At 65.6% G+C, this 23,461-nt stretch carries 28 protein-coding genes; all 28 read right to left on the reverse strand.

What is annotated here, in order from left to right:
- Positions 1-78: 78 nt before the first annotated feature.
- The 28 genes from rplO to rpoB all read right to left on the reverse strand — a co-directional run bounded on the left by rplO (position 79) and on the right by rpoB (position 23,198).
- On the reverse strand, positions 79-534 hold the full coding sequence (gene rplO, locus ACGFWI_RS14980) for a 50S ribosomal protein L15 (RefSeq protein WP_393906379.1): 456 nt from the start codon (positions 532-534) through the stop codon (positions 79-81).
- A 1-nt stretch (position 535) separates the two neighbouring features.
- Positions 536-718 carry a 50S ribosomal protein L30 gene (gene rpmD / locus ACGFWI_RS14985; RefSeq protein WP_030074796.1) on the reverse strand — a complete coding sequence of 61 codons (183 nt, stop codon included), beginning with the start codon at positions 716-718 and terminating at the stop codon, positions 536-538.
- The gene (rpsE, locus tag ACGFWI_RS14990) at positions 718-1,320 is read right to left on the reverse strand and encodes a 30S ribosomal protein S5 (RefSeq protein WP_393906380.1); all 603 of its coding nucleotides are present in this window, start codon (positions 1,318-1,320) and stop codon (positions 718-720) included. The genes rpmD and rpsE overlap by 1 nt, the downstream gene beginning before the upstream one ends.
- 46 nt (positions 1,321-1,366) lie before the next feature.
- Complete coding sequence (gene rplR / locus ACGFWI_RS14995; protein ID WP_086717614.1) at positions 1,367-1,750, reverse strand: 50S ribosomal protein L18; 384 nt, start codon at positions 1,748-1,750, stop codon at positions 1,367-1,369.
- A 3-nt stretch (positions 1,751-1,753) separates the two neighbouring features.
- Positions 1,754-2,293, reverse strand: coding sequence for a 50S ribosomal protein L6 (gene rplF / locus ACGFWI_RS15000; RefSeq protein ID WP_393906381.1), 540 nt, complete (start codon positions 2,291-2,293; stop codon positions 1,754-1,756).
- A gap of 22 nt (positions 2,294-2,315) precedes the next feature.
- Positions 2,316-2,714 carry a 30S ribosomal protein S8 gene (gene rpsH / locus ACGFWI_RS15005; protein ID WP_129295746.1) on the reverse strand — a complete coding sequence of 133 codons (399 nt, stop codon included), beginning with the start codon at positions 2,712-2,714 and terminating at the stop codon, positions 2,316-2,318.
- A 238-nt stretch (positions 2,715-2,952) separates the two neighbouring features.
- Positions 2,953-3,138 carry a type Z 30S ribosomal protein S14 gene (locus tag ACGFWI_RS15010; RefSeq protein WP_004571834.1) on the reverse strand — a complete coding sequence of 62 codons (186 nt, stop codon included), beginning with the start codon at positions 3,136-3,138 and terminating at the stop codon, positions 2,953-2,955.
- 2 nt (positions 3,139-3,140) lie between these two features.
- Complete coding sequence (gene rplE, locus ACGFWI_RS15015; RefSeq protein ID WP_086717611.1) at positions 3,141-3,701, reverse strand: 50S ribosomal protein L5; 561 nt, start codon at positions 3,699-3,701, stop codon at positions 3,141-3,143.
- Positions 3,701-4,024 carry a 50S ribosomal protein L24 gene (gene rplX / locus ACGFWI_RS15020; protein ID WP_393906382.1) on the reverse strand — a complete coding sequence of 108 codons (324 nt, stop codon included), beginning with the start codon at positions 4,022-4,024 and terminating at the stop codon, positions 3,701-3,703. Before rplX ends, rplE begins: the two co-directional genes overlap by 1 nt.
- Positions 4,025-4,027: 3 nt before the next feature.
- Positions 4,028-4,396, reverse strand: a complete 369-nt coding sequence (gene rplN / locus ACGFWI_RS15025) for a 50S ribosomal protein L14 (protein ID WP_003992364.1) — start codon at positions 4,394-4,396, stop codon at positions 4,028-4,030.
- A 107-nt stretch (positions 4,397-4,503) separates the two neighbouring features.
- Positions 4,504-4,785 carry a 30S ribosomal protein S17 gene (gene rpsQ / locus ACGFWI_RS15030; protein WP_006604882.1) on the reverse strand — a complete coding sequence of 94 codons (282 nt, stop codon included), beginning with the start codon at positions 4,783-4,785 and terminating at the stop codon, positions 4,504-4,506.
- Positions 4,785-5,009 carry a 50S ribosomal protein L29 gene (gene rpmC / locus ACGFWI_RS15035; protein ID WP_030074787.1) on the reverse strand — a complete coding sequence of 75 codons (225 nt, stop codon included), beginning with the start codon at positions 5,007-5,009 and terminating at the stop codon, positions 4,785-4,787. The genes rpsQ and rpmC overlap by 1 nt, the downstream gene beginning before the upstream one ends.
- Positions 5,009-5,428, reverse strand: coding sequence for a 50S ribosomal protein L16 (gene rplP, locus ACGFWI_RS15040; protein WP_006604880.1), 420 nt, complete (start codon positions 5,426-5,428; stop codon positions 5,009-5,011). Before rplP ends, rpmC begins: the two co-directional genes overlap by 1 nt.
- Before the next feature lie 5 nt (positions 5,429-5,433).
- A complete protein-coding gene (rpsC, locus tag ACGFWI_RS15045) occupies positions 5,434-6,261 on the reverse strand; it encodes a 30S ribosomal protein S3 (RefSeq protein ID WP_030986147.1) in 828 nt (275 codons plus the stop codon).
- Positions 6,261-6,608 (reverse strand): 50S ribosomal protein L22, encoded by a 348-nt coding sequence (rplV, locus tag ACGFWI_RS15050; protein ID WP_184575744.1) that lies wholly within the window; start codon positions 6,606-6,608, stop codon positions 6,261-6,263. The genes rpsC and rplV overlap by 1 nt, the downstream gene beginning before the upstream one ends.
- 43 nt (positions 6,609-6,651) lie before the next feature.
- Entirely contained in the window at positions 6,652-6,933 is a 282-nt protein-coding gene (gene rpsS, locus ACGFWI_RS15055; protein ID WP_018090899.1) for a 30S ribosomal protein S19, read from the reverse strand.
- Positions 6,934-6,945: 12 nt separating this feature from the next.
- Positions 6,946-7,782 (reverse strand): 50S ribosomal protein L2, encoded by an 837-nt coding sequence (rplB, locus tag ACGFWI_RS15060; RefSeq protein WP_030074780.1) that lies wholly within the window; start codon positions 7,780-7,782, stop codon positions 6,946-6,948.
- Between the two features lie 39 nt (positions 7,783-7,821).
- Positions 7,822-8,145, reverse strand: a complete 324-nt coding sequence (gene rplW, locus ACGFWI_RS15065; RefSeq protein WP_393906383.1) for a 50S ribosomal protein L23 — start codon at positions 8,143-8,145, stop codon at positions 7,822-7,824.
- Complete coding sequence (rplD, locus tag ACGFWI_RS15070) at positions 8,145-8,795, reverse strand: 50S ribosomal protein L4 (protein WP_393906384.1); 651 nt, start codon at positions 8,793-8,795, stop codon at positions 8,145-8,147. Before rplD ends, rplW begins: the two co-directional genes overlap by 1 nt.
- A gap of 8 nt (positions 8,796-8,803) precedes the next feature.
- On the reverse strand, positions 8,804-9,448 hold the full coding sequence (gene rplC / locus ACGFWI_RS15075; protein ID WP_030986140.1) for a 50S ribosomal protein L3: 645 nt from the start codon (positions 9,446-9,448) through the stop codon (positions 8,804-8,806).
- Between the two features lie 14 nt (positions 9,449-9,462).
- Entirely contained in the window at positions 9,463-9,771 is a 309-nt protein-coding gene (gene rpsJ, locus ACGFWI_RS15080) for a 30S ribosomal protein S10 (RefSeq protein ID WP_014054162.1), read from the reverse strand.
- A gap of 478 nt (positions 9,772-10,249) precedes the next feature.
- On the reverse strand, positions 10,250-11,443 hold the full coding sequence (tuf, locus tag ACGFWI_RS15085; protein WP_127151661.1) for an elongation factor Tu: 1,194 nt from the start codon (positions 11,441-11,443) through the stop codon (positions 10,250-10,252).
- A gap of 155 nt (positions 11,444-11,598) precedes the next feature.
- The gene (fusA, locus tag ACGFWI_RS15090; protein ID WP_393906385.1) at positions 11,599-13,719 is read right to left on the reverse strand and encodes an elongation factor G; all 2,121 of its coding nucleotides are present in this window, start codon (positions 13,717-13,719) and stop codon (positions 11,599-11,601) included.
- 39 nt (positions 13,720-13,758) lie between these two features.
- Positions 13,759-14,229 carry a 30S ribosomal protein S7 gene (gene rpsG, locus ACGFWI_RS15095; RefSeq protein ID WP_168479944.1) on the reverse strand — a complete coding sequence of 157 codons (471 nt, stop codon included), beginning with the start codon at positions 14,227-14,229 and terminating at the stop codon, positions 13,759-13,761.
- 2 nt (positions 14,230-14,231) lie between these two features.
- The gene (gene rpsL, locus ACGFWI_RS15100) at positions 14,232-14,603 is read right to left on the reverse strand and encodes a 30S ribosomal protein S12 (protein WP_003948652.1); all 372 of its coding nucleotides are present in this window, start codon (positions 14,601-14,603) and stop codon (positions 14,232-14,234) included.
- A gap of 399 nt (positions 14,604-15,002) precedes the next feature.
- Positions 15,003-15,485: a DUF1707 and DUF4190 domain-containing protein gene (locus ACGFWI_RS15105; protein WP_393906386.1), complete on the reverse strand. Its 483-nt coding sequence runs from the start codon at positions 15,483-15,485 to the stop codon at positions 15,003-15,005.
- Positions 15,486-15,716: 231 nt separating this feature from the next.
- On the reverse strand, positions 15,717-19,616 hold the full coding sequence (locus ACGFWI_RS15110; protein WP_393906387.1) for a DNA-directed RNA polymerase subunit beta': 3,900 nt from the start codon (positions 19,614-19,616) through the stop codon (positions 15,717-15,719).
- A 96-nt stretch (positions 19,617-19,712) separates the two neighbouring features.
- Positions 19,713-23,198: a DNA-directed RNA polymerase subunit beta gene (rpoB, locus tag ACGFWI_RS15115; RefSeq protein ID WP_393906388.1), complete on the reverse strand. Its 3,486-nt coding sequence runs from the start codon at positions 23,196-23,198 to the stop codon at positions 19,713-19,715.
- Positions 23,199-23,461: the final 263 nt, after the last annotated feature.

Below are 23,461 nucleotides of genomic sequence, written 5' to 3' on the forward strand. Positions count from 1 at the left end.
GGCGAGCCTACCCCCGTGGAACGACCAACCGGGGATGCCCCAAACGATGGGCATCCCCGGTCAGTTGAGCCAACGAACTCAGAGGAGCTCGGTGACGGTGCCGCCGGCAGCGGCGATCTTCTCCTTGGCGGAGCCGGAGACGGCGTCAACCGTCACCTGCAGCGCCACGGAGATCTCGCCGGCGCCCAGCACCTTGACGAGCTCGTTGTTGCGCACCGCGCCCTTGGCGACCAGATCGGCCACCGTGACCTCGCCACCCTGCGGGTAGAGCGCGGCCAGCCGGTCCAGGTTCACGACCTGGAACTGCTTGTGGGCGGGGTTCTTGAAGCCCTTCAGCTTCGGGAGGCGCATGTGGAGGGGCATCTGCCCGCCTTCGAAGCGCTCCGGAACCTGGTAACGGGCCTTCGTGCCCTTGGTACCACGACCAGCAGTCTTACCCTTGGACGCCTCACCACGACCGACACGGGTCTTGGCGGTCTTGGCACCCGGGGCAGGACGGAGGTTGTGGACCTTCAGCGGGTTGGTCTCCGCCATGTCAGTCGACCTCCTCAACCGTCACGAGGTGGCGGACGGTGTGCACCATTCCGCGGAACTCGGGGCGGTCCTCCTTGACAACCACGTCGTTGAGCCGCTTGAGGCCCAGCGAACGAAGGGTGTCGCGGTGGTTCTGCTTGCTACCGATGAAAGACTTCGTCTGCGTGATCTTGAGGTGCGCCATCACGCGGTCACCCCGGCACGCGCCCGCAGCAGAGCGGCGGGAGCAACGTCCTCCAGCGGCAGGCCACGACGGGCCGCGATCTCCTCGGGGCGCTGAAGGCCCCGAAGCGCGGTCACCGTGGCGTGCACGATGTTGATCGGGTTCGACGAACCGAGCGACTTGCTCAGCACGTCGTGGATGCCCGCGCACTCCAGAACGGCACGCACGGGGCCACCGGCGATCACACCGGTACCGGGGGAAGCCGGCTTGAGCAGGACGACGCCCGCAGCCTTCTCGCCCTGGATGGGGTGAGGGATGGTGCCCTGGATACGGGGGACCTTGAAGAAGTTCTTCTTGGCCTCTTCCACGCCCTTGGCGATGGCAGCCGGAACTTCCTTGGCCTTGCCGTAACCGACACCTACGGTGCCGTCACCATCGCCCACCACGACCAGCGCGGTGAAGCTGAAGCGACGGCCACCCTTGACAACCTTGGCGACACGGTTGATCGCGACAACGCGCTCAACGTATGCGGTCTTCTCGGCGGCAGCGCCACCGTCGCGACCCTTCCGGTCCCGCCGCTCGCCGCCACCGGCACCGCTCCCGCGGCGCTGGGGTCCAGCCATTGGATTTACCTCTCTCTGTTACGTCCGCTAGCTCCGGAACCGGGGCTTAGAACTTCAGCCCGGCTTCGCGGGCGGCGTCGGCCAGAGCGGCAATCCGCCCGGCGTACTGCTTGCCACCACGGTCGAACACGACGGCCTCGACACCGGCGGCCTTGGCACGCTCGGCGACCAGGGAGCCGACCTTCTTGGCCTGAGCGCTCTTGTCGCCCTCGCCACCACGGATCGACGCGTCCAGGCTCGACGCCGAGGCCACAGTGTGGCCCGCAATGTCGTCGATGACCTGCGCGGTGATGCCACGGTTGGACCGCGTCACCACCAGACGCGGACGCTCCGGGGTACCCGAAATCCGCTTACGGATGCGGATGTGGCGCCGCTTTGCGGCGGCACGCTTGTAAGCGTCGCCCTTGGCGATCTTCACACCGTATGCCATGGCTTACTTACCAGCCTTTCCGACCTTGCGGCGGATGACCTCGCCGGCGTACTTGACGCCCTTGGCCTTGTACGGGTCAGGCTTGCGCAGCTTGCGGATGTTCGCCGCAACCTCGCCGACCTTCTGCTTGTCGATGCCCTCGACGCTGAGCTTGGTCGGGGACTCGACCTTGAAGGAGATGCCCTCGGGCGCCTCGACGACGATGGGGTGGCTGTAGCCCAGGGCGAACTCCAGGTTGGAGCCCTTCGCCTGGACGCGGTAACCGACACCGCTGATCTCGAGCGCCTTGCTGTAGCCCTGGGTCACGCCGGTGATCATGTTCGCCACCAGCGTGCGGGACAGGCCGTGCAGGGCCTTGTTCTGACGCTCGTCGTTCGGGCGGGAGACGGTGACGACACCGTCCTCACCCTTGGCGACCTCGATGGGCGCCGCGACGGTGTGCGAGAGGGAACCCTTGGGGCCCTTCACCGCGACCGTACGGCCCTCGATGGTGACGTCCACACCAGCGGGAACCTGGATGGGCAGCTTGCCAATACGCGACATTAGCTATTCCTCCGTTCCCTGGTTACCAGACGTAGGCGAGGACTTCCCCACCCACGCCCTTCTTGCTGGCCTGCTGACCGGTCAGGAGACCGTGGGACGTGGAGATGATCGCCACGCCCAGGCCGCCGAGGACCTTCGGCAGGTTGGTGGACTTTGCGTAGACACGCAGGCCCGGCTTCGAGATCCGCTTGATGCCGGCGATCGAACGCTCGCGGTTCGGGCCGAACTTCAGCTCGAGGACGAGGTTCTTGCCAACCTCGGCGTCCTCGACGCGCCAGCCGGTGATGTAGCCCTCCTGCTGGAGGATCTCCGCGATGTGCGACTTGATCTTGCTGTGCGGCATCACGACGTCGTCGTGGTATGCCGAGTTCGCGTTACGCAGACGGGTCAGCATGTCTGCGATGGGATCAGTCATGGTCATGAATTGGCCTTCGGCCTCTCTCGCCGGGGTTTCCTATGTGCGCCATCCCTCTCCCCGATCAGAGTCGGGACGGGTGCGGCGCGGGGACCTACGGCGTAGTAAGCGACTTTATGCGGGCGCGGCCCGCGGTCGGTCTCGGGCGGCGGTGCGCCCAAACCCTTCTACCCTACGGGAAAGAAGAGGTGGGCGCCCGCCGGCCGAATGCTTACCGAGAGCCCTGGTCGTCCCAATTAAGGGATTACCAGGAGCTCTTGGTCACGCCCGGCAGCTCGCCACGGTGAGCCATCTCACGAAGGCACACGCGGCACAGGCCGAACTTGCGGTAGACGGAGTGCGGACGGCCGCAGCGCTGGCAACGCGTGTACGCGCGGACAGCAAACTTCGGCTTACGAGCCGCCTTAGCGATCAGAGCCTTCTTCGCCACGGTCAGTTCTCCTTGAACGGGAAGCCGAGGTGACGAAGCAGGGCGCGGCCCTCATCGTCGTTGGACGCCGTGGTGACCACGGTGATGTCCATGCCCCGCGTCCGGTCGATCTTGTCCTGGTCGATCTCGTGGAACATGACCTGCTCCGTGAGACCGAAGGTGTAGTTGCCCCGACCGTCGAACTGCTTCGGGGACAGACCACGGAAGTCGCGGATGCGCGGCAGCGCGAGCGACAGCAGGCGGTCCAGGAACTCCCACATGCGGTCACCACGGAGGGTGACGTGGGCACCGATCGGCTGGCCCTCACGCAGCTTGAACTGCGCGATGGACTTACGGGCCTTGGTGACGGCCGGCTTCTGTCCGGTGATCGTGGTGAGGTCGCGGATGGCGCCCTCGATCAGCTTGGAGTCGCGGGCGGCGTCGCCCACACCCATGTTGACCACGATCTTGGTCAGACCGGGGATCTGCATGACGTTCTCGAGCGAGAACTCGTCCTTCAGCTTCCCGGCGATCTCTTCGCGGTAGCGCGTCTTGAGACGCGGCGCGTTGGTGGTGGCAGTCATCAGATGTCCTCACCGGTCCGCTTGGCAACGCGGATCTTGTTGCCCTCGTCGTCGAAGCGGTACCCGACGCGGCTGACGACCTTGTTGCCGTCCTTCTCCACCACGAGCTGAACATTGCTCACGTGGACAGGGGCTTCGGTCGTCACGATGCCGCCGGTCTTCGAACCACGAGCGGTCTGTCCGGCCTTGGTGTGCTTCTTGACCCGGTTGACACCCTCGACCAGGACACGGTCCTCGCGGGGGAAGGCCTGGACGACCTTGCCCTGCTTGCCCTTGTCCTTACCGGTGATGACCTGGACCAGGTCGCCCTTCTTGATCTTCATCGGTTACAGCACCTCCGGCGCGAGCGAGATGATCTTCATGAACTTCTTCTCGCGCAGCTCCCGGCCCACGGGGCCGAAGATGCGGGTGCCGCGGGGGTCGCCATCGTTCTTGAGGATGACGGCCGCGTTCTCGTCGAAGCGGATGTACGAGCCGTCCGGACGGCGGCGCTCCTTGACGGTGCGAACGATGACCGCCTTGATGACGTCACCCTTCTTCACGTTGCCACCGGGGATCGCGTCCTTCACGGTGGCGACGATGACGTCACCGATGCCCGCGTAGCGGCGACCGGAACCACCGAGAACACGGATGCAAAGGATCTCCTTCGCACCAGTGTTGTCGGCGACACGCAGTCGCGACTCCTGCTGGATCACGTCTATCTCCTGTTTGTCTGCCGGTTCCCGGCAGGGGCTTTCCTCTGATGAGGCGAGCCCCTGCCGAGCCTGGCGGAACTGTTCCTAGGGGGTCCCCCCAGGAGGGATTACTTGGCCTTCTCGAGGATCTCGACGATGCGCCAGCGCTTGGTGGCGGACAGCGGCCGGGTCTCCATCAGGAGGACACGGTCGCCGACGCCGGCAGCGTTCTGCTCGTCGTGCGCCTTGAGCTTGTTGGTACGGCGGATGACCTTGCCGTACAGCGCGTGCTTGACACGGTCCTCGACAGCGACGACGACGGTCTTGTCCATCTTGTCGCTGACGACGAGACCCTCACGGGTCTTGCGGAAACCGCGCTCGTTCGTCTCAGTCACATTCTTCTCGCTCATCAGGCGCTCTCCACCGTCTCGATGCCCAGCTCGCGCTCACGCATCAGGGTGTAGATCCGGGCGATGTCCTTACGGACGGACTTGAGCCGACCGTGGTTCTCGAGCTGTCCGGTCGCCGCCTGGAAGCGGAGGTTGAACAGCTCCTCCTTGGCCTCACGAAGCTTGCCGACGAGGTCCTCGTCATTCAGCTCGCGCAGCTCGGTCGCCTTGATACCGGCCGCCATCACGACTCACCTGCCTCGCGCCGCACAATGCGGCACTTCATCGGAAGCTTGTGGGCGGCGCGGGTCAGCGCCTCCTTGGCAACCTTTTCGTTCGGGAAGGACAGCTCGAACATCACCCGACCGGGCTTGACGTTCGCGACCCACCACTCCGGAGAACCCTTACCGGAACCCATGCGGGTTTCGGCCGGCTTCTTCGTGAGCGGGCGGTCCGGGTAAATGTTGATCCAGACCTTGCCGCCACGCTTGATGTGACGGGTCATCGCGATACGAGCGGACTCGATCTGACGGTTCGTCACGTAAGCCGGGGTGACGGCCTGAATGCCGTACTCACCGAAGGCCAGCTCGGTGCCACCCTTGGCCATACCACTGCGCTTCGGGTGGTGCTGCTTGCGGTGCTTGACCCTGCGAGGGATCAGCATGTCGGTCAGGCCTCCGTTCCGGGGGTCTCCGCCGGAGCAGCGGCAGCGGCCTCGGCCTTGGGGGCCTCGGCAGCGGCGGTCTGCTGCTGCGGCTTGCGGCCACCACGGCCGCCACGCTCGCCACCGCGACGCGGGCGGTCGTTGCCGCCACCGCGGGCCGGGCGGTTACCCGCACGGGCGGCAGCGTTCTCGGCACGCACCTCGGCGATGTTCTTGACGTCGCCCTTGTAGATCCAGACCTTCACACCGATACGGCCGAAGGTGGTCTTGGCCTCGAAGAAGCCGTAGTCGACGTTCGCGCGGAGCGTGTGCAGGGGCACACGGCCCTCGCGGTAGAACTCCGAGCGGGACATCTCGGCGCCGCCGAGACGGCCACCGCACTGGATCTTGATGCCCTTGGCGCCGGCCTTCATCGTCGACTGCATGCTCTTACGCATGGCGCGACGGAAGGAGACGCGGGAGGAGAGCTGCTCGGCGACGGCCTGGGCCACGAGCTGAGCATCGGTCTCGGGGTTCTTGACCTCGAGGATGTTCAGCTGGACCTGCTTGCCGGTCAGCTTCTCCAGTTCGCCGCGGATGCGGTCGGCCTCGGCGCCGCGGCGGCCGATGACGATGCCCGGACGAGCGGTGTGGATGTCAACGCGGACGCGCTCACGGGTGCGCTCGATCTCCACCTTGGAGATACCGGCGCGCTCCATGCCCTTCGTCATCATGCGACGAATGGCGACGTCTTCCTTGACGTAGTCCTTGTACAGCTTGTCGGCGTACCAGCGCGACTTGAAGTCGGTGGTGATGCCGAGCCGGAACCCGTGCGGGTTAACCTTCTGGCCCATTACCGGGTTCCTTCCTTGCTGCTGACGACCACGGTGATGTGGCTGGTCCGCTTGCGGATCCGGTAGGCACGGCCCTGGGCACGCGGACGGAACCGCTTCAGGGTCGGGCCCTCGTCGACGAATGCCTCGGAGATGACGAGGCTGCCGGCGTCGGTGTGGTCGTAGTTGTGTGCAGCGTTGGCAATGGCGCTGTCCAGCACCTTGCCAACCGGCACGCTCGCGGCCTGCGGGGCGAAACGCAGGACCGCCTGAGCCTCCGTGGCATCCATGCCACGGATAAGGTCCACCACGCGGCGGGCCTTCATGGGCGTGACGCGGATGTACCGCGCCTGGGCCCTGGCTTCCATGGTTGTCCCTTCGGTGTCAGTCATAGTCTTCGCACTCCGCCGATCAACGACGCCGCGACTTGCGGTCGTCCTTCTCGTGGCCGCGGAAGGTGCGGGTCGGCGCAAACTCGCCGAGCTTGTGGCCGACCATCGACTCGGTGACGAACACCGGGACGTGCTTGCGGCCGTCATGCACCGCGATCGTGTGGCCGAGCATGGCCGGGACGATCATGGAGCGGCGGGACCAGGTCTTGATGACGTTCTTGGTGCCGGCATCGTTCTGAACATCCACCTTCTTGGAAAGGTGGTCGTCGACGAAGGGCCCCTTCTTGAGACTGCGCGGCATCTAAACCCGCTCCTAGCGCTTCTTGTTCGTCTTGCGGCGGCGGACGATGTACTTGTTGCTCGCCTTCTTCGGCGAACGAGTACGACCCTCCTTCTGACCCCACGGCGAGACCGGGTGGCGACCACCGGAGGTCTTGCCCTCACCACCACCGTGCGGGTGGTCGACGGGGTTCATCACAACACCACGCACGGTCGGGCGGACGCCCTTCCAGCGCATGCGGCCGGCCTTACCCCAGTTGATGTTCGACTGCTCGGCGTTGCCGACCTCGCCGACAGTGGCGCGGCAGCGCACGTCGACCAGGCGGATCTCACCGGACGGCATACGAAGGTGGGCCATGCGGCCCTCCTTCGCCAGCAGCTGCACGGAGGCGCCGGCCGAGCGGGCGAACTTCGCACCGCCGCCCGGACGCAGTTCGATCGCGTGGATCGTCGTACCCACGGGGATGTGACGCAGCGGCAGGTTGTTGCCCGGCTTGATGTCGGCGCCAGCGCCGTTCTCAATCCGAGCACCCTGGGCCAGGCCACGGGGCGCGATGATGTAGCGCTTCTCGCCGTCTGCGTAGTGCAGCAGCGCGATGCGCGCGGTGCGGTTCGGGTCGTACTCGATGTGCGCGACCTTGGCCGGCACGCCGTCCTTGTCGTGACGACGGAAGTCGATCACTCGGTAGGCGCGCTTGTGGCCACCGCCCTGGTGGCGAACGGTCACACGACCGGCGTTGTTACGGCCGCCCTTGCTGTGCAGCGGGCGGACCAGCGACTTCTCCGGCGTGGACCGCGTGATCTCGACAAAGTCGGCGACGCTGGAGCCACGACGGCCCGGGGTCGTCGGCTTGTACTTGCGGATACCCATTTCTCAGTCCTCGTCCGATTCCGGACGACTCGGACTCCGTTAGGAGACCGGGCCGCCGAAGATGTCGATACGGTCGCCCTCGGCGAGGGTCACGATGGCGCGCTTGGTGTCGGCGCGCTTGCCGTAACCGGTGCGGGTGCGCTTGCGCTTGCCCTGCCGGTTGATCGTGTTGACCCCGGTGACCTTGACCGAGAAGACCGCCTCGACGGCCTGCTTGATCTGGGTCTTGTTGCTGCCGGGCGCGACGATGAACGTGTACTTGTTCTCGTCCAGCAGCGCGTAGCTCTTCTCCGAGACAACCGGCTTGACGAGCACGTCACGCGGGTCCGAGAAGGTCTTGCTGGTGACGACGGCCTCAGTCATCAGGCGTCGCTCCCTTCGGTCTCAGCGGCCTTGGGGCCAGACACGAAGGACTCGAAGGCGGCCTTGGTGAAGACCACGTCGTCGGAGACGAGCACGTCGTACGTGTTCAGCTGGCCCGGCTCCAGGATGTGAACCTGGGGCAGGTTGCGGGCGGACAGCCACGCGGCCTCGTCGCTGCGCTCGGCGACCAGGAGCACGTTCTTGCGCTCGCTGACCTTGCCGAGAAGAGTCTTGGCGGCCTTGGTGGAGATGTCGCCCTCGACCACGCCGGCAACGACGTGGATGCGGCTGTTGCGGGCCCGGTCGGTGAGGGCACCGCGCAGGGCGGCGACCTTCATCTTCTTCGGGGTCCGCTGGCTGTAGTCACGCGGCACGGGGCCGTGGACGACGCCACCGCCGGCGAACTGCGGCGCGCGGGTCGAACCCTGACGCGCACGGCCGGTGCCCTTCTGGCGGTACGGCTTCTTGCCACCGCCGCGGACCTCGCCGCGAGTCTTGGTCTTGTGCGTGCCCTGACGGGCAGCGGCCAGCTGTGCGACAACGACCTGGTGGATCAGCGGAACGCTGACCTTCGCGTCGAAGATCTCCGTGGGGAGCTCGACGGTACCGGCCTTGTCGCCTGCCGGCGAAAGGATGTCAATGGTGCTCATCGGTTACCTCAGGCCCCCTTGGCCGCGGTACGGACCAGGACGAGGCCGCCGTTCGGACCAGGAACTGCGCCCTTGATGAGCAGCAGACCCTTCTCCGCGTCAACGGCATGGACGGTCAGGTTCTGGGTGGTGACCCGCTCATTGCCCATACGGCCGGCCATCCGCATGCCCTTGAACACACGGCCCGGGGTGGCGCAGCCACCGATGGAGCCAGGCTTACGGTGCACACGGTGGGCACCGTGGGAGGCCTTGCCGCCATGGAAGCCGTGACGCTTCATGACACCGGCGAAGCCCTTGCCCTTGCTCTTGCCGGTCACATCCACCTTGACGCCGGACTCGAAGGTCTCAGCGGTCACTTCCTGGCCGAGGGTGTACTCACCGGCATCGGTGGTACGAACCTCGACGAGGTGGCGACGGGGGGTGACGTCGGCCTTCGCGAAGTGGCCCTTGAGGGGCTTGTTCACCTTGCGCGGGTCGATCTCGCCGAAGGCGATCTGGACGGAGTCGTAACCGTCCTGGTCATTGGTACGCACCTGGGTAACGACGCAGGGGCCGGCCTTCACCACGGTCACCGGGACGACACGGTTGTTCTCGTCCCAGACCTGGGTCATGCCGAGCTTCTCGCCCAGGATGCCCTTGATCTGCTTAGCCATCTCTTCCGCGCCTCTCAGAGCTTGATCTCGATGTCAACGCCGGCCGGAAGGTCCAGGCGCATCAGCGAGTCAACGGTCTTGGGCGTCGGGTCGAGGATGTCGATCAGGCGCTTGTGCGTGCGCATCTCGAAGTGCTCGCGCGCGTCCTTGTACTTGTGCGGCGACTTGATGACGCAGTACACGTTCTTTTCAGTGGGCAGCGGCACCGGGCCCGCGACCGACGCACCAGTACGGGTCACCGTCTCGACGATCTTCTTCGCCGAAGAGTCGATGACCTCGTGGTCGTAGGCCTTGAGCCGGATGCGGATCTTCTGTCCCGCCATGGCTACTTCGTAGTCCTGTCTCTCGTAACGCTCTGGGACCCGGTGTGCTGTGCTCCCTGGGAAGCACCGTTCTTCTCCGACCCACGCGGTCGGGCGTGTCGCACCCCTTCCCGTAAATCTCCGTAAAGGAGATCCTTCAGAAGGAGTAGGCAGGGGAAGAACACCCACCGGACGCCTGGTCGAGGCACCCCGCTGACGCTTCCCGAAAGATTCCCGTATTTCCGGCCCTGAGAAGGGACGACGAATACCTGGGACTCGCTTCCGGTCCTCCCGGCGAGAGGCGCGCAGCATTGGCACTCAACCGAGCAACCTGGACAGTGTGCCATACCCCGGACGCCTAAGGCCAATCGGGACCCAACTGTCAAGGAGCCCCGCCCACCTGATGGTGGACAGGGCTCCTTGCCGTGCTTTTTCGGGACAGCGCCCCGCACCCCCGGCCCGAAGGCCGGGAGCTACCGGATCACCCGGATCAGCGAAATTACTTCGTGATCTTGGTGACCTGGCCGGCGCCGACGGTCCGGCCACCCTCACGGATGGCGAACTTCAGGCCCTCTTCCATCGCGACGGGCTGGATGAGCTCAACGGTCATCTCAGTGTTGTCGCCCGGCATGACCATCTCGGTGCCCTCGGGGAGGGTCACGACGCCGGTCACGTCGGTGGTGCGGAAGTAGAACTGCGGGCGGTAGTTGTTGAAGAACGGGGTGTGGCGGCCACCCTCGTCCTTCGACAGGATGTACGCCTGGGCCTCGAACGAGGTGTGCGGCGTGACCGAACCCGGCTTGATGATGACCTGGCCGCGCTCGACGTCCTCGCGCTTGATACCGCGAAGCAGCAGACCGACGTTCTCACCGGCCTGGCCCTCGTCGAGGAGCTTCCGGAACATCTCGATACCGGTGACCGTGGTGGTGGTCTTCTCGGTCTTGATGCCGATGATGTCGACGGTCTCGTTGACCTTGAGGACACCACGCTCGATACGACCGGTGACAACGGTGCCACGGCCGGTGATCGTGAAGACGTCCTCGATCGGCATCAGGAACGGCTTGTCGACGTCGCGCTCGGGCTGCGGGATCGACTCGTCGACGGCGTTCATGAGCTTGAGGACGGAGTCGCCCCACTCCTTGTCGCCCTCGAGCGCCTTGAGCGCCGAGACCTTGACGACCGGAACGTCGTCGCCGGGGAACTCGTACTCGGAGAGGAGCTCACGGACCTCGAGCTCGACGAGCTCCAGGATCTCCTCGTCGTCCACCATGTCGGCCTTGTTCAGGGCGACAACGATGTACGGAACGCCGACCTGGCGGGCCAGGAGCACGTGCTCCTTGGTCTGCGGCATCGGGCCGTCGGTGGCGGCAACCACGAGGATGGCGCCGTCCATCTGCGCCGCACCCGTGATCATGTTCTTGATGTAGTCCGCGTGACCGGGGCAGTCGACGTGGGCGTAGTGACGGTTCTCCGTCTGGTACTCGACGTGCGCGATCGAAATCGTGATACCGCGCTGGCGCTCCTCAGGAGCCTTGTCGATCTGGTCGAAGGCCGAGGCCTCGTTCAGGTCGGGGTACGCGTCGTGCAGCACCTTGGTAATGGCGGCCGTGAGGGTCGTCTTACCGTGGTCAATGTGACCGATGGTGCCGATGTTGACGTGCGGCTTAGTCCGCTCGAACTTCGCCTTCGCCACTGGTTCCTCCTGAAGTGGTTCTGTACGCCTTACTCATCGGCGCCAGGTGATCTTTGCTGGGATGCCGGCTGACGGGGCAATCCTCACGGATTGCGGGGATTGCCCCATCAGACGGTGTCAAGCCTAAAGCGTGTTCCGACTCTCGGGAGACGGAGCTATTCGCCCTTGGCCTTCGCGATGATCTCCTCGGCGACGTTCCGGGGAACCTCGGCGTAGGAGTCGAACTGCATCGAGTAGCTTGCGCGACCCGAGGTCTTGCTGCGGAGGTCGCCGACGTAGCCGAACATCTCCGACAGGGGGACCAGGCCCGTGATGAGCTTGGCGCCGCTGCGCTCCTCCATGGACTGAATCTGTCCACGGCGCGAGTTGATGTCGCCGATCACATCGCCCATGTAGTCCTCGGGCGTGGTGACCTCGACCTTCATCATCGGCTCGAGCAGGGCCGGGGAGGCCTTGCGCGCGGCCTCCTTGAAGGCCATCGAACCGGCGATCTTGAAGGCCATTTCCGAGGAGTCGACCTCGTGGAACGCACCGTCGAGCAGCGTGACCTTGACGCCGGTCAGCGGGTAGCCGGCGAGAACACCGAACTCCATGGCCTCCTGGCAGCCCGCGTCCACGGACGGGATGTACTCCCGCGGGATACGGCCACCGGTGACCTTGTTCTCGAACTCGTAACCGTCGCCCTCGAGGGGCGCGATCGCGATCTGCACCTTCGCGAACTGGCCGGAACCACCAGTCTGCTTCTTGTGCGTGTAGTCGAGACGCTCGACCGGCTTGCGCAGGGTCTCGCGGTACGCGACCTGCGGCTTGCCGACGTTGGCCTCGACCCGGAACTCACGCTTCATACGGTCGACCAGCACGTCGAGGTGCAGCTCGCCCATACCCGCGATGATGGTCTGGCCGGTCTCCTCGTCGGTGTGCACCTGGAACGAGGGGTCCTCTTCGGCGAGTCGCTGGATGGCGACACCCAGCTTCTCCTGGTCGCCCTTGGACTTGGGCTCAATGGCGACCTGGATGACCGGGGCCGGGAACTCCATCGATTCCAGGATGACCGGGTTGCCCGCGTCGCAGAGGGTCTCACCGGTGGTGGTCTGCTTCAGACCCATGACGGCGACGATGTCACCGGCACCCACCGACTCGATCTCCTCACGCTTGTTCGCGTGCATCCGGTAGATCTTGCCGATGCGCTCCTTCTTGCCCTTCACCGAGTTCTGCACCTGCGAGCCGGCCTCAAGGCGGCCCGAGTAGATGCGGATGAAGGTGAGCTTGCCCAGGTGGGGGTCGCTCGCAATCTTGAACGCCAGAGCGGCCAGCGGCTCGCTCTCGGACGGCTGGCGCTTGATGATCTCTTCCGGGTCCTTGACGGAGTGGCCTTCGATGGCCTCGACGTCCAGGGGGGAGGGGAGGTAGCGCACAACCGCGTCGAGCAGGGGCTGCACGCCCTTGTTCTTGAACGCGGTACCGCAGAACACCGGGGTGACGGTGGTGTTCTCGGCCTTGCCCGAAGCGATGGTGATCCGACGGATCGCCGCGTAGAGCTGCTCCACGGTGGGCTCCTGGCCCTCCAGGTACAGCTCCATGCTCTCTTCGTCGTTCTCGGCAACGGCCTCGAGCAGCTTGCCGCGCCACTCGTCGGCAGCCTCGATGTGGGTGTCCGGGATGTCGACGGTGTCGTACATCTCGCCCTTGGCGGCCTCGGCCGACCAGACCAGGGCCTTCATCGTCACGAGGTCGACGACGCCCTTGAAGTCGGCCTCGGTGCCGATCGGGAGCTGCATCACGATCGGGGTCGCGCCGAGGCGGTCCACGATCATGTCGACGCAGCGGTGGAACTCGGCACCCGTGCGGTCGAGCTTGTTGACGAAGCAGATACGCGGAACGCCGTAGCGGTCCGCCTGACGCCAGACGGTCTCGGACTGGGGCTCGACACCGGCAACGCCGTCGAACACCGTCACCGCACCGTCCAGGACGCGCAGCGAGCGCTCCACCTCGACCGTGAAGTCGACGTGGCCCGGGGTGTCGATGATGTTGATGGTGTTGTCGACGTCTTCCAGCGGCCAGTGGCAGGTCGTCGCGGCAGACGTGATCGTGATGCCGCGCTCCTGCTCCTGCTCCATCCAGTCCATCGTGGCAGCGCCGTCGTGGACCTCACCGATCTTGTAAGAAACGCCGGTGTAGAACAGGATCCGCTCGGTGGTGGTCGTCTTGCCCGCGTCGATGTGGGCCATGATCCCAATATTGCGGACCTTGGCCAGGTCAAGCGAAGTGGTGGCCATAGTGGCTCAATCTTCTCTCGGTCTCGATGTGGGTTGCGACTACCAGCGGTAGTGCGCGAAGGCCTTGTTGGACTCGGCCATCTTGTGCGTGTCCTCACGCTTCTTGACCGAAGCGCCGAGGCCGTTGGAGGCGTCGAGCAGTTCGTTCATGAGGCGCTCGGTCATGGTCTTCTCGCGGCGGGCGCGGGAGTAGCCCACGAGCCAGCGGAGCGAGAGGGTGCCGGCACGGCCGGGCTTGACCTCGATCGGGACCTGGTAGGTCGCGCCACCGACACGGCGGGACTTGACCTCGAGGGTCGGCTTGATGTTCTCGAGCGCGCGCTTGAGCGTGATGACCGGGTCGTTACCGGTCTTCTCGCGCAGACCCTCCATGGCGCCGTAAACGATGCGCTCGGCGGTGGAGCGCTTTCCGTTCAGCAGCACCTTGTTGATGAGGGAGGTCACCAGAGGAGAACCGTAGACCGGGTCAATGATGACCGGGCGCTTCGGGGCGGGGCCCTTACGAGGCATTCTTACTTCTCCTTCTTGGCGCCGTAGCGGCTGCGAGCCTGCTTGCGGTTCTTGACGCCCTGCGTGTCGAGGGAGCCGCGGATGATCTTGTACCGAACACCCGGCAGGTCCTTCACACGGCCGCCACGCACGAGCACGATCGAGTGCTCCTGGAGGTTGTGGCCCTCACCCGGAATGTAAGCGGTGACCTCGATCCCGCTGGTCAGACGCACACGCGCGACCTTACGCAGGGCCGAGTTCGGCTTCTTCGGGGTGGTCGTGAAAACACGCGTGCAGACGCCACGGCGCTGGGGCGAACCCTCGAGCGCGGGCGTCTTGTTCTTCTCGACCTTGTCCTGCCGGCCCTTTCGGACCAGCTGCTGGATCGTAGGCACCGTTTCTCCGGTTTCTGTGTGCCAGTCTCGGTAAAGCTAACCTGGAACATTCCCCGACCCACGCGGTCGGGTGTGTCGAATACTGCAGTCCGATCCCTCGCTGGAACGAGTGAGGCGGCAGATTGCGGTGTCAAAACCTGGCTTCCGTGCTGTGGCTCTCCGGCCAGAGGCTATGGAGATTGCGCGCACGGCAGCCCAGGGACACCCCAGGCACAAGGTCAGAGCGTACCTACCGCATGGGCTGCGGTCAAAACAAATGCACACGCGAAGGACACGCCGGACTCGTCACGGCGTTGCGGTCACCGTAGTGCGATCAGCGACGGTACGGAAGAAGGCGCCACGCCCCCGCAACACACCGCGGCCGCGCACCGCCCGCCGTGGCCCCGGCCCGCGGACCGGTCAGAGGTTGACCGCCGCCGTCAGGATGAAGACCAGCAGGAACAGCGCCCAGCCGCCGATCGCCAGCCAGCCCAGCACCAGCCCCGTCATGGCCTGGCCATCCCCGCGCTCCCCGGTGCGGCGGATCTCGGCGCGCGCCTTGTGCCCCAGGATCACCGCCGGAATCGCCGTCAGCCCCCACGTCACCGGCGTCATGATCCCGCAGACCAGCGCGCCCGTCGCCGAGCTGTTGGTGTGCACCGGCACCGGCATCTGCATCGGCATGAACGTCGCCGGCACCATGGGCCGCTGCGGCACGAACTGCGCCTGCGGTACCGGCCCCTGCGGAAGATCCGCTACCAGCATCTGCAATTCGGCATGCGTCTGCGCCTTGTAGGCCCGTGTGATCCGCTGCTCGTACTCCGGCTGCTGCAGCCGCCCCTCGGCGAACCCCGCCTTGAGCACATCGACCGCCCGCTCACGATCGGCGTGCGAGGCACGCATGGCAGGCACCTGATTCGACGGCTGAGCCGGCTGCCCGCCCTGCCACGGCTGGAATGCCACTTCGCGAACCTCCCCCCGCTCGACAGTACTCTCCATCTTCTCATCAGAGACGCAGCAATGGGAGGACAAGTTCCCCCGCGCGGCCCCCGACCCGGTGGGAGGGCCGGACAACGCCGCAGGGCGGCCACCCCGCAAGGGATGGCCGCCCTGTTGCTGTCGTACTGACCGGGCTTACTGGTTGTACGGACCGTAGTCGTAGTCCTCCAGCGGGACCGCCTGGCCGGAGCCGGTGCCGAAGGGCGAGTAGTCGATGTCGTCGTAACCGACGGCCGAGTACATCGCGGCCTTGGCCTCCTCGGTGGGCTCGACCCGGATGTTGCGGTAGCGGGACAGGCCCGTACCGGCCGGGATGAGCTTACCGATGATGACGTTCTCCTTGAGGCCGATCAGGGAGTCCGACTTGGCGTTGATCGCCGCGTCGGTCAGGACCCTGGTCGTCTCCTGGAAGGACGCCGCCGACAGCCAGGACTCGGTGGCCAGCGAAGCCTTGGTGATACCCATCAGCTGCGGACGGCCGGAGGCCGGGTGGCCGCCTTCCGCCACGACGCGACGGTTCTCGCCCTCGAACTTCGTGCGCTCCACCAGCTCGCCCGGCAGCAGCTCCGCGTCGCCGGACTCGATGATCGTCACACGGCGCAGCATCTGCCGGATGATGATCTCGATGTGCTTGTCGTGGATCGCCACGCCCTGGCTGTTGTAGACCTTCTGGACCTCGCCGACCAGGTGGACCTGGACGGCGCGCTGGCCGAGGATCCGCAGCACGTCGTGCGGGTTGACCGCACCCACGGTCAGCGGCTGACCGACGGTGACGTGGTCGCCCTCGCCCACCAGGAGACGGGCACGCTTGGAGACGCCGTAGGCGGTCTCGTCGCTGCCGTCGTCCGGGGTGACGACGAGCTTCTTGGTCTTCTCGGTCTCCTCGATCCGGACGCGGCCGGCCGCCTCCGAGATCGGGGCGACACCCTTGGGCGTACGGGCCTCGAAGAGCTCGACGACACGCGGCAGACCCAGGGTGATGTCGTCACCGGCCACACCACCGGTGTGGAAGGTACGCATCGTCAGCTGGGTGCCGGGCTCACCGATGGACTGGGCGGCGATGATGCCGACCGCCTCACCGATGTCGACCAGCTTGCCGGTGGCCAGCGAACGGCCGTAGCAGAAGGCACAGGTGCCGACCGCGGACTCACAGGTCAGGACCGAGCGGGTCTTGACCTCCTCGACGCCCGCGTTGACCAGCGCGTCGATGAGCACGTCACCGAGGTCGACGTTCGCCGGAGCGACGACCTTGCCGTCGACGACGACGTCCTCGGCCAGCATGCGTGCGTAGACGCTGGACTCGACGTCGTCCGCCTTGCGCAGGACGCCGGCGGCATCCTTCGAGGCGATCCGCAGCTTGAGGCCACGCTCCGTGCCGCAGTCCTCCTCGCGAATGATGACGTCCTGGGAGACGTCGACCAGACGACGGGTGAGGTAACCGGAGTCGGCGGTACGCAGAGCGGTGTCCGCCAGACCCTTACGGGCACCGTGCGTGGAGATGAAGTACTCCAGCACGGACAGACCCTCGCGGAACGACGCCTTGATCGGACGCGGGATGGTCTCGTTCTTCGCGTTCGACACCAGACCACGCATACCGGCGATCTGCCGCATCTGCATCATGTTTCCTCGGGCACCCGAGTCAACCATCATGAAGATGGGGTTCGTCTTGGGGAAGTTCTCATTCATCGCCTCGGAGACCTCATTGGTCGCCTTGGTCCAGATGTTGATCAGTTCCTGCGTGCGCTCGTCCTTGGTGATCAGACCGCGCTCGTACTGCTTCTGGACCTTCTCGTCCTGGGCCTCGTAGCCCGCGACGATGGCCTTCTTGGCCTCCGGCACGACGATGTCCGAGACGGCGACGGTGACGCCGGAACGGGTCGCCCAGTGGAAGCCGGCCGCCTTCAGGTTGTCGAGCGTCGCCGCCACGATGACCTTCGGGTAGCGCTCTGCCAGGTCGTTGACGATCGCGGAGAGCTGCTTCTTGCCCACCGAGTAGTCGACGAACGGGTAGTCCTCGGGCAGCAGCTCGTTGAAGAGCGCACGGCCCAGGGTCGTCCGCAGCCGGAAGCTGTCGCCCTGCTGCCACTCGGGCTCGCCCTCTTCCGGAACCGGCGGGGTCCAGCCACGGGGCGGGACGGTGCCGATCGGGAAGCGGATGTCGACCTTCGCCTGGAGCGAGAGCTCCTTGGCGTCGAACGCCATGATCGCCTCGGCGGCGGAGCCGAACGCGCGGCCCTCACCGATGACCTTGCGCTCCTCTTCATCCGTGGTGAGGAAGAAGAGACCGAGCACCATGTCCTGGGTCGGCATGGTGACCGGACGGCCGTCGGCCGGCTTGAGGATGTTGTTCGAGGACAGCATCAGGATGCGGGCCTCGGCCTGGGCCTCCGCGGACAGCGGGAGGTGGACGGCCATCTGGTCACCGTCGAAGTCCGCGTTGAACGCGGTGCAGACGAGCGGGTGAATCTGAATGGCCTTGCCCTCGACCAGCTGCGGCTCGAAGGCCTGGATGCCCAGACGGTGCAGGGTCGGTGCACGGTTCAGCAGCACCGGGTGCTCGGCGATGACCTCTTCGAGCACGTCGTAGACGACCGTGCGGCCGCGCTCGACCATGCGCTTCGCGCTCTTGATGTTCTGCGCGTGGTTGAGGTCCACCAGGCGCTTCATCACGAACGGCTTGAAGAGCTCCAGCGCCATGGCCTTGGGCAGACCGCACTGGTGCAGCTTGAGCTGCGGGCCGACGACGATGACGGAACGCGCCGAGTAGTCGACTCGCTTACCGAGCAGGTTCTGACGGAACCGGCCCTGCTTGCCCTTCAGCATGTCGCTGAGGGACTTCAGCGGACGGTTACCGGGACCGGTCACCGGGCGACCGCGGCGGCCGTTGTCGAACAGCGCGTCGACGGCCTCCTGCAGCATCCGCTTCTCGTTGTTCACGATGATCTCGGGGGCACCGAGGTCAAGGAGACGCTTGAGGCGGTTGTTGCGGTTGATCACACGGCGGTACAGGTCGTTCAGGTCGGAGGTCGCGAAGCGGCCACCGTCCAGCTGCACCATCGGACGCAGGTCCGGCGGGATCACCGGGATGCAGTCCAGCACCATGCCCTTGGGGCTGTTGCGGGTCTGCAGGAAGGCGGAGACGACCTTGAGGCGCTTGAGCGCACGGGTCTTCTTCTGGCCCTTGCCGGTACGGATGATCTCGCGGAGGCGCTCGGCCTCCTCGTCGAGGTCGAAGGTCTCCAGGCGCTTCTGCAGGGCAGCGGCACCCATGGAGCCGTCGAAGTACGTGCCGAAGCGGTCACGCAGCTCGCGGTAGAGCAGCTCGTCGCCCTCGAGGTCCTGGACCTTGAGGTTCTTGAAGCGGTTCCACACCTCGTCGAGACGGTCGATCTCGCGCTGCGCACGGTCGCGCAGCTGCTTCATCTCACGCTCGGCACCCTCGCGCACCTTGCGGCGCACATCGGCCTTGGCACCCTCGGCCTCGAGCTCGGCCAGGTCGGTCTCGAGCTTCTTGGCGCGGGCCTCCAGGTCGGAGTCGCGGCGCTGCTCGATCTGCTGACGCTCGACGGAGACATGCGCCTCCAGCGAGGGCAGGTCGCGCGTACGGCGCTCCTCGTCCACCCACGTGATCATGTAGGCGGCGAAGTAGATGACCTTCTCGAGGTCCTTGGGCGCGAGGTCCAGCAGGTAGCCCAGCCGGCTCGGCACGCCCTTGAAGTACCAGATGTGGGTAACGGGAGCGGCCAGCTCGATGTGGCCCATCCGCTCACGACGCACCTTGGCGCGAGTGACCTCGACGCCGCAACGCTCGCAGATGATGCCCTTGAAGCGGACGCGCTTGTACTTACCGCAGTAGCACTCCCAGTCCCGGGTCGGACCGAAGATCTTCTCGCAGAAGAGTCCGTCCTTTTCGGGCTTGAGGGTGCGGTAGTTGATGGTCTCGGGCTTCTTGACCTCGCCGTGGCTCCACTGACGGATGTCGTCAGCGGTGGCCAGACCGATCCGGAGCTCATCGAAGAAGTTGACGTCGAGCACTATGCGTCAATCCCTCTCAGGGTTGTAAGTCTGTGGTCTGAAACGGGGGTCTTGGGGCCGACGGAACCCAGCGGGCTGGGCTCCGTCAGACTCCCGTCAGACCTCTTCGACGCTGCTCGGCTCGCGCCGGGACAGGTCGATGCCGAGCTCTTCCGCTGCGCGGAAGACGTCCTCGTCGGTGTCGCGCATCTCGATGGACATGCCGTCCGAGGACAGCACCTCCACGTTGAGGCACAGGGACTGCATTTCCTTGATGAGCACCTTGAAGGACTCGGGAATGCCGGGCTCGGGGATGTTCTCGCCCTTGACGATGGCCTCGTAGACCTTCACGCGGCCGGTGACGTCGTCGGACTTGATCGTCAGCAGCTCCTGGAGGGCGTATGCGGCGCCGTAAGCCTCCAGCGCCCACACCTCCATCTCGCCGAACCGCTGGCCACCGAACTGAGCCTTACCACCCAGCGGCTGCTGGGTGATCATGGAGTACGGACCGGTCGAACGCGCGTGGAGCTTGTCGTCGACCAGGTGGTGGAGCTTGAGGATGTACATGTACCCGATCGAGATCGGGTCCGGGAACGGCTCACCGGAGCGGCCGTCGAACATCCGCGCCTTGCCGGAACCCTTGACCATCCGCTCGCCGTCACGGTTCGGGATCGTCGACTCGAAGAGGCCGGAGATCTCGTCCTCGCGCGCACCGTCGAACACCGGGGTGGCGACGTTGGAGCCGGGGGCGACCTCGTCGGCGGAGATCGAGTGGAGACGCTTCTTCCACTCCTCCTCGGCACCCTCGACCTTCCAGCCCTGGCTGGCGAGCCAGCCGAGGTGGATCTCCAGGACCTGTCCCGGGTTCATTCGGGACGGGACACCCAGCGGGTTGAGGATGATGTCGACCGGGGTGCCGTCCTCCAGGAACGGCATGTCCTCGACCGGCAGGATCTTCGAGATGACGCCCTTGTTGCCGTGACGGCCAGCGAGCTTGTCACCGTCGGTGATCTTACGCTTCTGCGCGACATAGACGCGGACCAGCTGGTTCACGCCCGGGGGCAGCTCGTCGCCCTCTTCGCGGTCGAAGACGCGGACGCCGATGACCTTGCCGATCTCACCGTGCGGCACCTTCAGCGAGGTGTCGCGCACCTCGCGCGCCTTCTCACCGAAGATCGCGCGGAGCAGGCGCTCCTCGGGGGTCAGCTCGGTCTCACCCTTGGGCGTGACCTTGCCGACGAGGATGTCGCCGGCGACGACCTCGGCACCGATACGGATGATGCCGCGCTCGTCGAGGTCGGAGAGGACCTCCTCGGAGACGTTCGGGATGTCCCGGGTGATCTCCTCGGGGCCGAGCTTGGTGTCACGGGCGTCGACCTCGTGCTCCTCGATGTGGATCGAGGAGAGGACGTCGTCCTGCACGAGGCGCTGCGACAGGATGATCGCGTCCTCGTAGTTGTGACCCTCCCACGGCATGAACGCCACGAGCAGGTTCTTGCCGAGCGCCATCTCGCCTTCGTCCGTGGACGGACCGTCGGCGAGGACCTGGCCCTCGATGACGCGCGCGCCCTCGTCGACGACGACCTTCTGGTTGAAGGAGGTGCCCTGGTTGGAGCGGGTGAACTTGGCGACGCGGTACGTGGTGTACGTGCCGTCGTCGTTGGCGACGGTGATGTAGTCCGCGGAGACTTCCTGGACCACACCGTCCTTCTCCGCCTTGATGACGTCACCGGCGTCGACCGCACAGCGGTACTCCATGCCGGTGCCGACCAGCGGCGCCTCCGCCTTGATCAGCGGAACGGCCTGGCGCATCATGTTCGATCCCATGAGCGCACGGTTGGCGTCGTCGTGCTCGAGGAACGGGATCATGGCGGTCGCGGCCGACACCATCTGGCGCGGCGAGACGTCCATGAAGTCGACCTCGTCGGCCGGGACCAGGTCGACCTCGCCACCACGGCGGCGGACCAGGACACGCTGCTCGGAGAACCGCATGTCCTCGGAGAGCTTCGCGTTGGCCTGGGCGATCAGGAAGCGGTCCTCCTCATCAGCGGTGAGGTAGTCCACCTCCTCGGTGACCTGGCCGTCGACGACCTTGCGGTAGGGCGTCTCGATGAAGCCGAAGACATTGACCCGGCCGTAGGAGGCCAGCGAGCCGATCAGACCGATGTTGGGACCTTCAGGGGTCTCGATCGGGCACATACGGCCGTAGTGCGAGGGGTGCACGTCACGGACGTCCAGGCCGGCCCGCTCACGGGAGAGACCACCCGGGCCGAGCGCCGACAGGCGACGCTTGTGGGTCAGACCCGACAGCGGGTTGGTCTGGTCCATGAACTGGGACAGCTGGCTGGTGCCGAAGAACTCCTTGATGGAGGCGACGACCGGCCGGATGTTGATCAGGGTCTGCGGCGTGATCGCCTCGACGTCCTGGGTGGTCATGCGCTCACGCACGACGCGCTCCATACGAGCCAGACCCGTGCGGACCTGGTTCTGGATGAGCTCGCCGACGTTGCGCAGACGACGGTTGCCGAAGTGGTCGATGTCGTCGGTCTCGACGACGATCGAACGACCGGACTCGCCCATCGTCTCGGTCTCGCCCGCGTGCAGCTTGACCAGGTACTTGATCGTCGCGATGACGTCATCGGTGGTCAGCACGCCGGCGTCGAGCGGCTCGTCGCCGCCGAGCTTCTTGTTGACCTTGTAGCGGCCGACCTTGGCGAGGTCGTAGCGCTTGGGGTTGAAGTACAGGTTCTCGAGCAGCGTCTGCGCGGCCTCACGGGTCGGCGGCTCGCCCGGACGCAGCTTGCGGTAGATGTCGAGCAGCGCGTCGTCCTGGCCCTGGGTGTGGTCCTTCTCCAGGGTGGCGCGCATGGACTCGTACTCGCCGAACTCCTCGAGGATCTGCTCGGTCGTCCAACCGAGAGCCTTGAGCAGAACGGTCACGGACTGCTTGCGCTTGCGGTCGATGCGCACACCGACCATGTCGCGCTTGTCGATCTCCATCTCCAGCCAGGCACCCCGGGACGGGATGATCTTGGCCGAGAAGATGTCCTTGTCGGACGTCTTGTCGATGGAGCTGTCGAAGTACACGCCCGGCGAGCGGACCAGCTGCGAGACGACGACACGCTCGGTGCCGTTGATGCAGAAGGTGCCCTTGTTCGTCATGAGCGGGAAGTCGCCCATGAAGACCGTCTGGGACTTGATCTCGCCGGTCTCGTTGTTCGTGAACTCCGCGGTGACGAAGAGCGGAGCCGCGTACGTGAAGTCGCGCTCCTTGCACTCGTCGATGGAGTTCTTCGGGGGCTCGAAGCGGTGGTCGCGGAACGTCAGCGACATCGACCCGGAGAAGTCTTCGATCGGGGAGATCTCTTCGAAGATCTCTTCAAGACCGGACTTGGTGGGGACTTCCTGCCCACTCTCCAGCGCAGCCTCGACGCGACCCTTCCATGCGGCATTGCCGAGCAGCCAGTCGAAGCTTTCGGTCTGCAGCGCAAGGAGGTTCGGAACCCCGAGGGGCTCCTTGATCTTCGCAAAAGAGATGCGCAGCGGGGCGGTGCTGTCGCCGTTGTTCGTATTGGCAGTCGAGGCGTTGCGCGAGGCGGCCAAGAGGGGGTCCTTCCGAGGGCTCGGACTCACTACGCGCGTACCGGTCCCGAATCGAGCAGACTGAGGGAAAGCCCAGATCAGGGCGGTTCATTCAGCTTTGCTCGGGCTCGGGTATGCCCCTGGTGACGGGCAGGGAGCAGCTAACAGGCAGCGCAAAGGGTCAGTGTAGCCACTTGGCACACTGATGTCCAGAGCGAGTTTCCGGAGACCGGTTCAGCAGCGTGATACCGATCTTCTCCCTCCGGGAGGTCATGTCCTCCGCG

It is taken from the genome of Streptomyces sp. NPDC048434 (assembly GCF_043200375.1).
GTDB lineage: Bacteria > Actinomycetota > Actinomycetes > Streptomycetales > Streptomycetaceae > Streptomyces.

Bases quoted from the DNA above. Each gene is read 5' to 3' on its own strand.
- rplX (WP_393906382.1), bottom strand. From the start codon at position 4,024: ATGAAGATCAAGAAGGGCGACCTGGTCCAGGTCATCACCGGTAAGGAC.
- rplB (WP_030074780.1), bottom strand. From the start codon at position 7,782: ATGGGTATCCGCAAGTACAAGCCGACGACCCCGGGCCGTCGTGGCTCC.
- rpsQ (WP_006604882.1), bottom strand. From the start codon at position 4,785: ATGAGCGAGAAGAATGTGACTGAGACGAACGAGCGCGGTTTCCGCAAG.
- rpsC (WP_030986147.1), bottom strand. From the start codon at position 6,261: ATGGGCCAGAAGGTTAACCCGCACGGGTTCCGGCTCGGCATCACCACC.
- ACGFWI_RS15105 (WP_393906386.1), bottom strand. From the start codon at position 15,485: ATGCGTGCCTCGCACGCCGATCGTGAGCGGGCGGTCGATGTGCTCAAG.
- rpsJ (WP_014054162.1), bottom strand. From the start codon at position 9,771: ATGGCGGGACAGAAGATCCGCATCCGGCTCAAGGCCTACGACCACGAG.
- rpmD (WP_030074796.1), bottom strand. From the start codon at position 718: ATGGCGCACCTCAAGATCACGCAGACGAAGTCTTTCATCGGTAGCAAG.
- rpsG (WP_168479944.1), bottom strand. From the start codon at position 14,229: ATGCCTCGTAAGGGCCCCGCCCCGAAGCGCCCGGTCATCATTGACCCG.
- rpmC (WP_030074787.1), bottom strand. From the start codon at position 5,009: ATGGCGGCCGGTATCAAGGCGACCGAGCTGCGCGAGCTGAATGACGAG.
- fusA (WP_393906385.1), bottom strand. From the start codon at position 13,719: ATGGCCACCACTTCGCTTGACCTGGCCAAGGTCCGCAATATTGGGATC.
- rplD (WP_393906384.1), bottom strand. From the start codon at position 8,795: ATGAGCACCATTGACATCCTTTCGCCGGCAGGCGACAAGGCCGGTACC.
- rplE (WP_086717611.1), bottom strand. From the start codon at position 3,701: ATGACTGCCACCACCAACGCGCCGCGTCTCAAGACGCGCTACCGCGAA.
- rplF (WP_393906381.1), bottom strand. From the start codon at position 2,293: ATGTCGCGTATTGGCAAGCTGCCCATCCAGGTTCCCGCTGGTGTGGAC.
- rplV (WP_184575744.1), bottom strand. From the start codon at position 6,608: ATGGAAGCCAGGGCCCAGGCGCGGTACATCCGCGTCACGCCCATGAAG.
- rplR (WP_086717614.1), bottom strand. From the start codon at position 1,750: ATGGCATACGGTGTGAAGATCGCCAAGGGCGACGCTTACAAGCGTGCC.
- rplC (WP_030986140.1), bottom strand. From the start codon at position 9,448: ATGGCTAAGCAGATCAAGGGCATCCTGGGCGAGAAGCTCGGCATGACC.
- rplO (WP_393906379.1), bottom strand. From the start codon at position 534: ATGGCGGAGACCAACCCGCTGAAGGTCCACAACCTCCGTCCTGCCCCG.
- rplP (WP_006604880.1), bottom strand. From the start codon at position 5,428: ATGCTGATCCCTCGCAGGGTCAAGCACCGCAAGCAGCACCACCCGAAG.
- rpsE (WP_393906380.1), bottom strand. From the start codon at position 1,320: ATGGCTGGACCCCAGCGCCGCGGGAGCGGTGCCGGTGGCGGCGAGCGG.
- rpsS (WP_018090899.1), bottom strand. From the start codon at position 6,933: ATGCCGCGCAGTCTCAAGAAGGGGCCCTTCGTCGACGACCACCTTTCC.
- rpsH (WP_129295746.1), bottom strand. From the start codon at position 2,714: ATGACCATGACTGATCCCATCGCAGACATGCTGACCCGTCTGCGTAAC.
- rplW (WP_393906383.1), bottom strand. From the start codon at position 8,145: ATGACTGAGGCCGTCGTCACCAGCAAGACCTTCTCGGACCCGCGTGAC.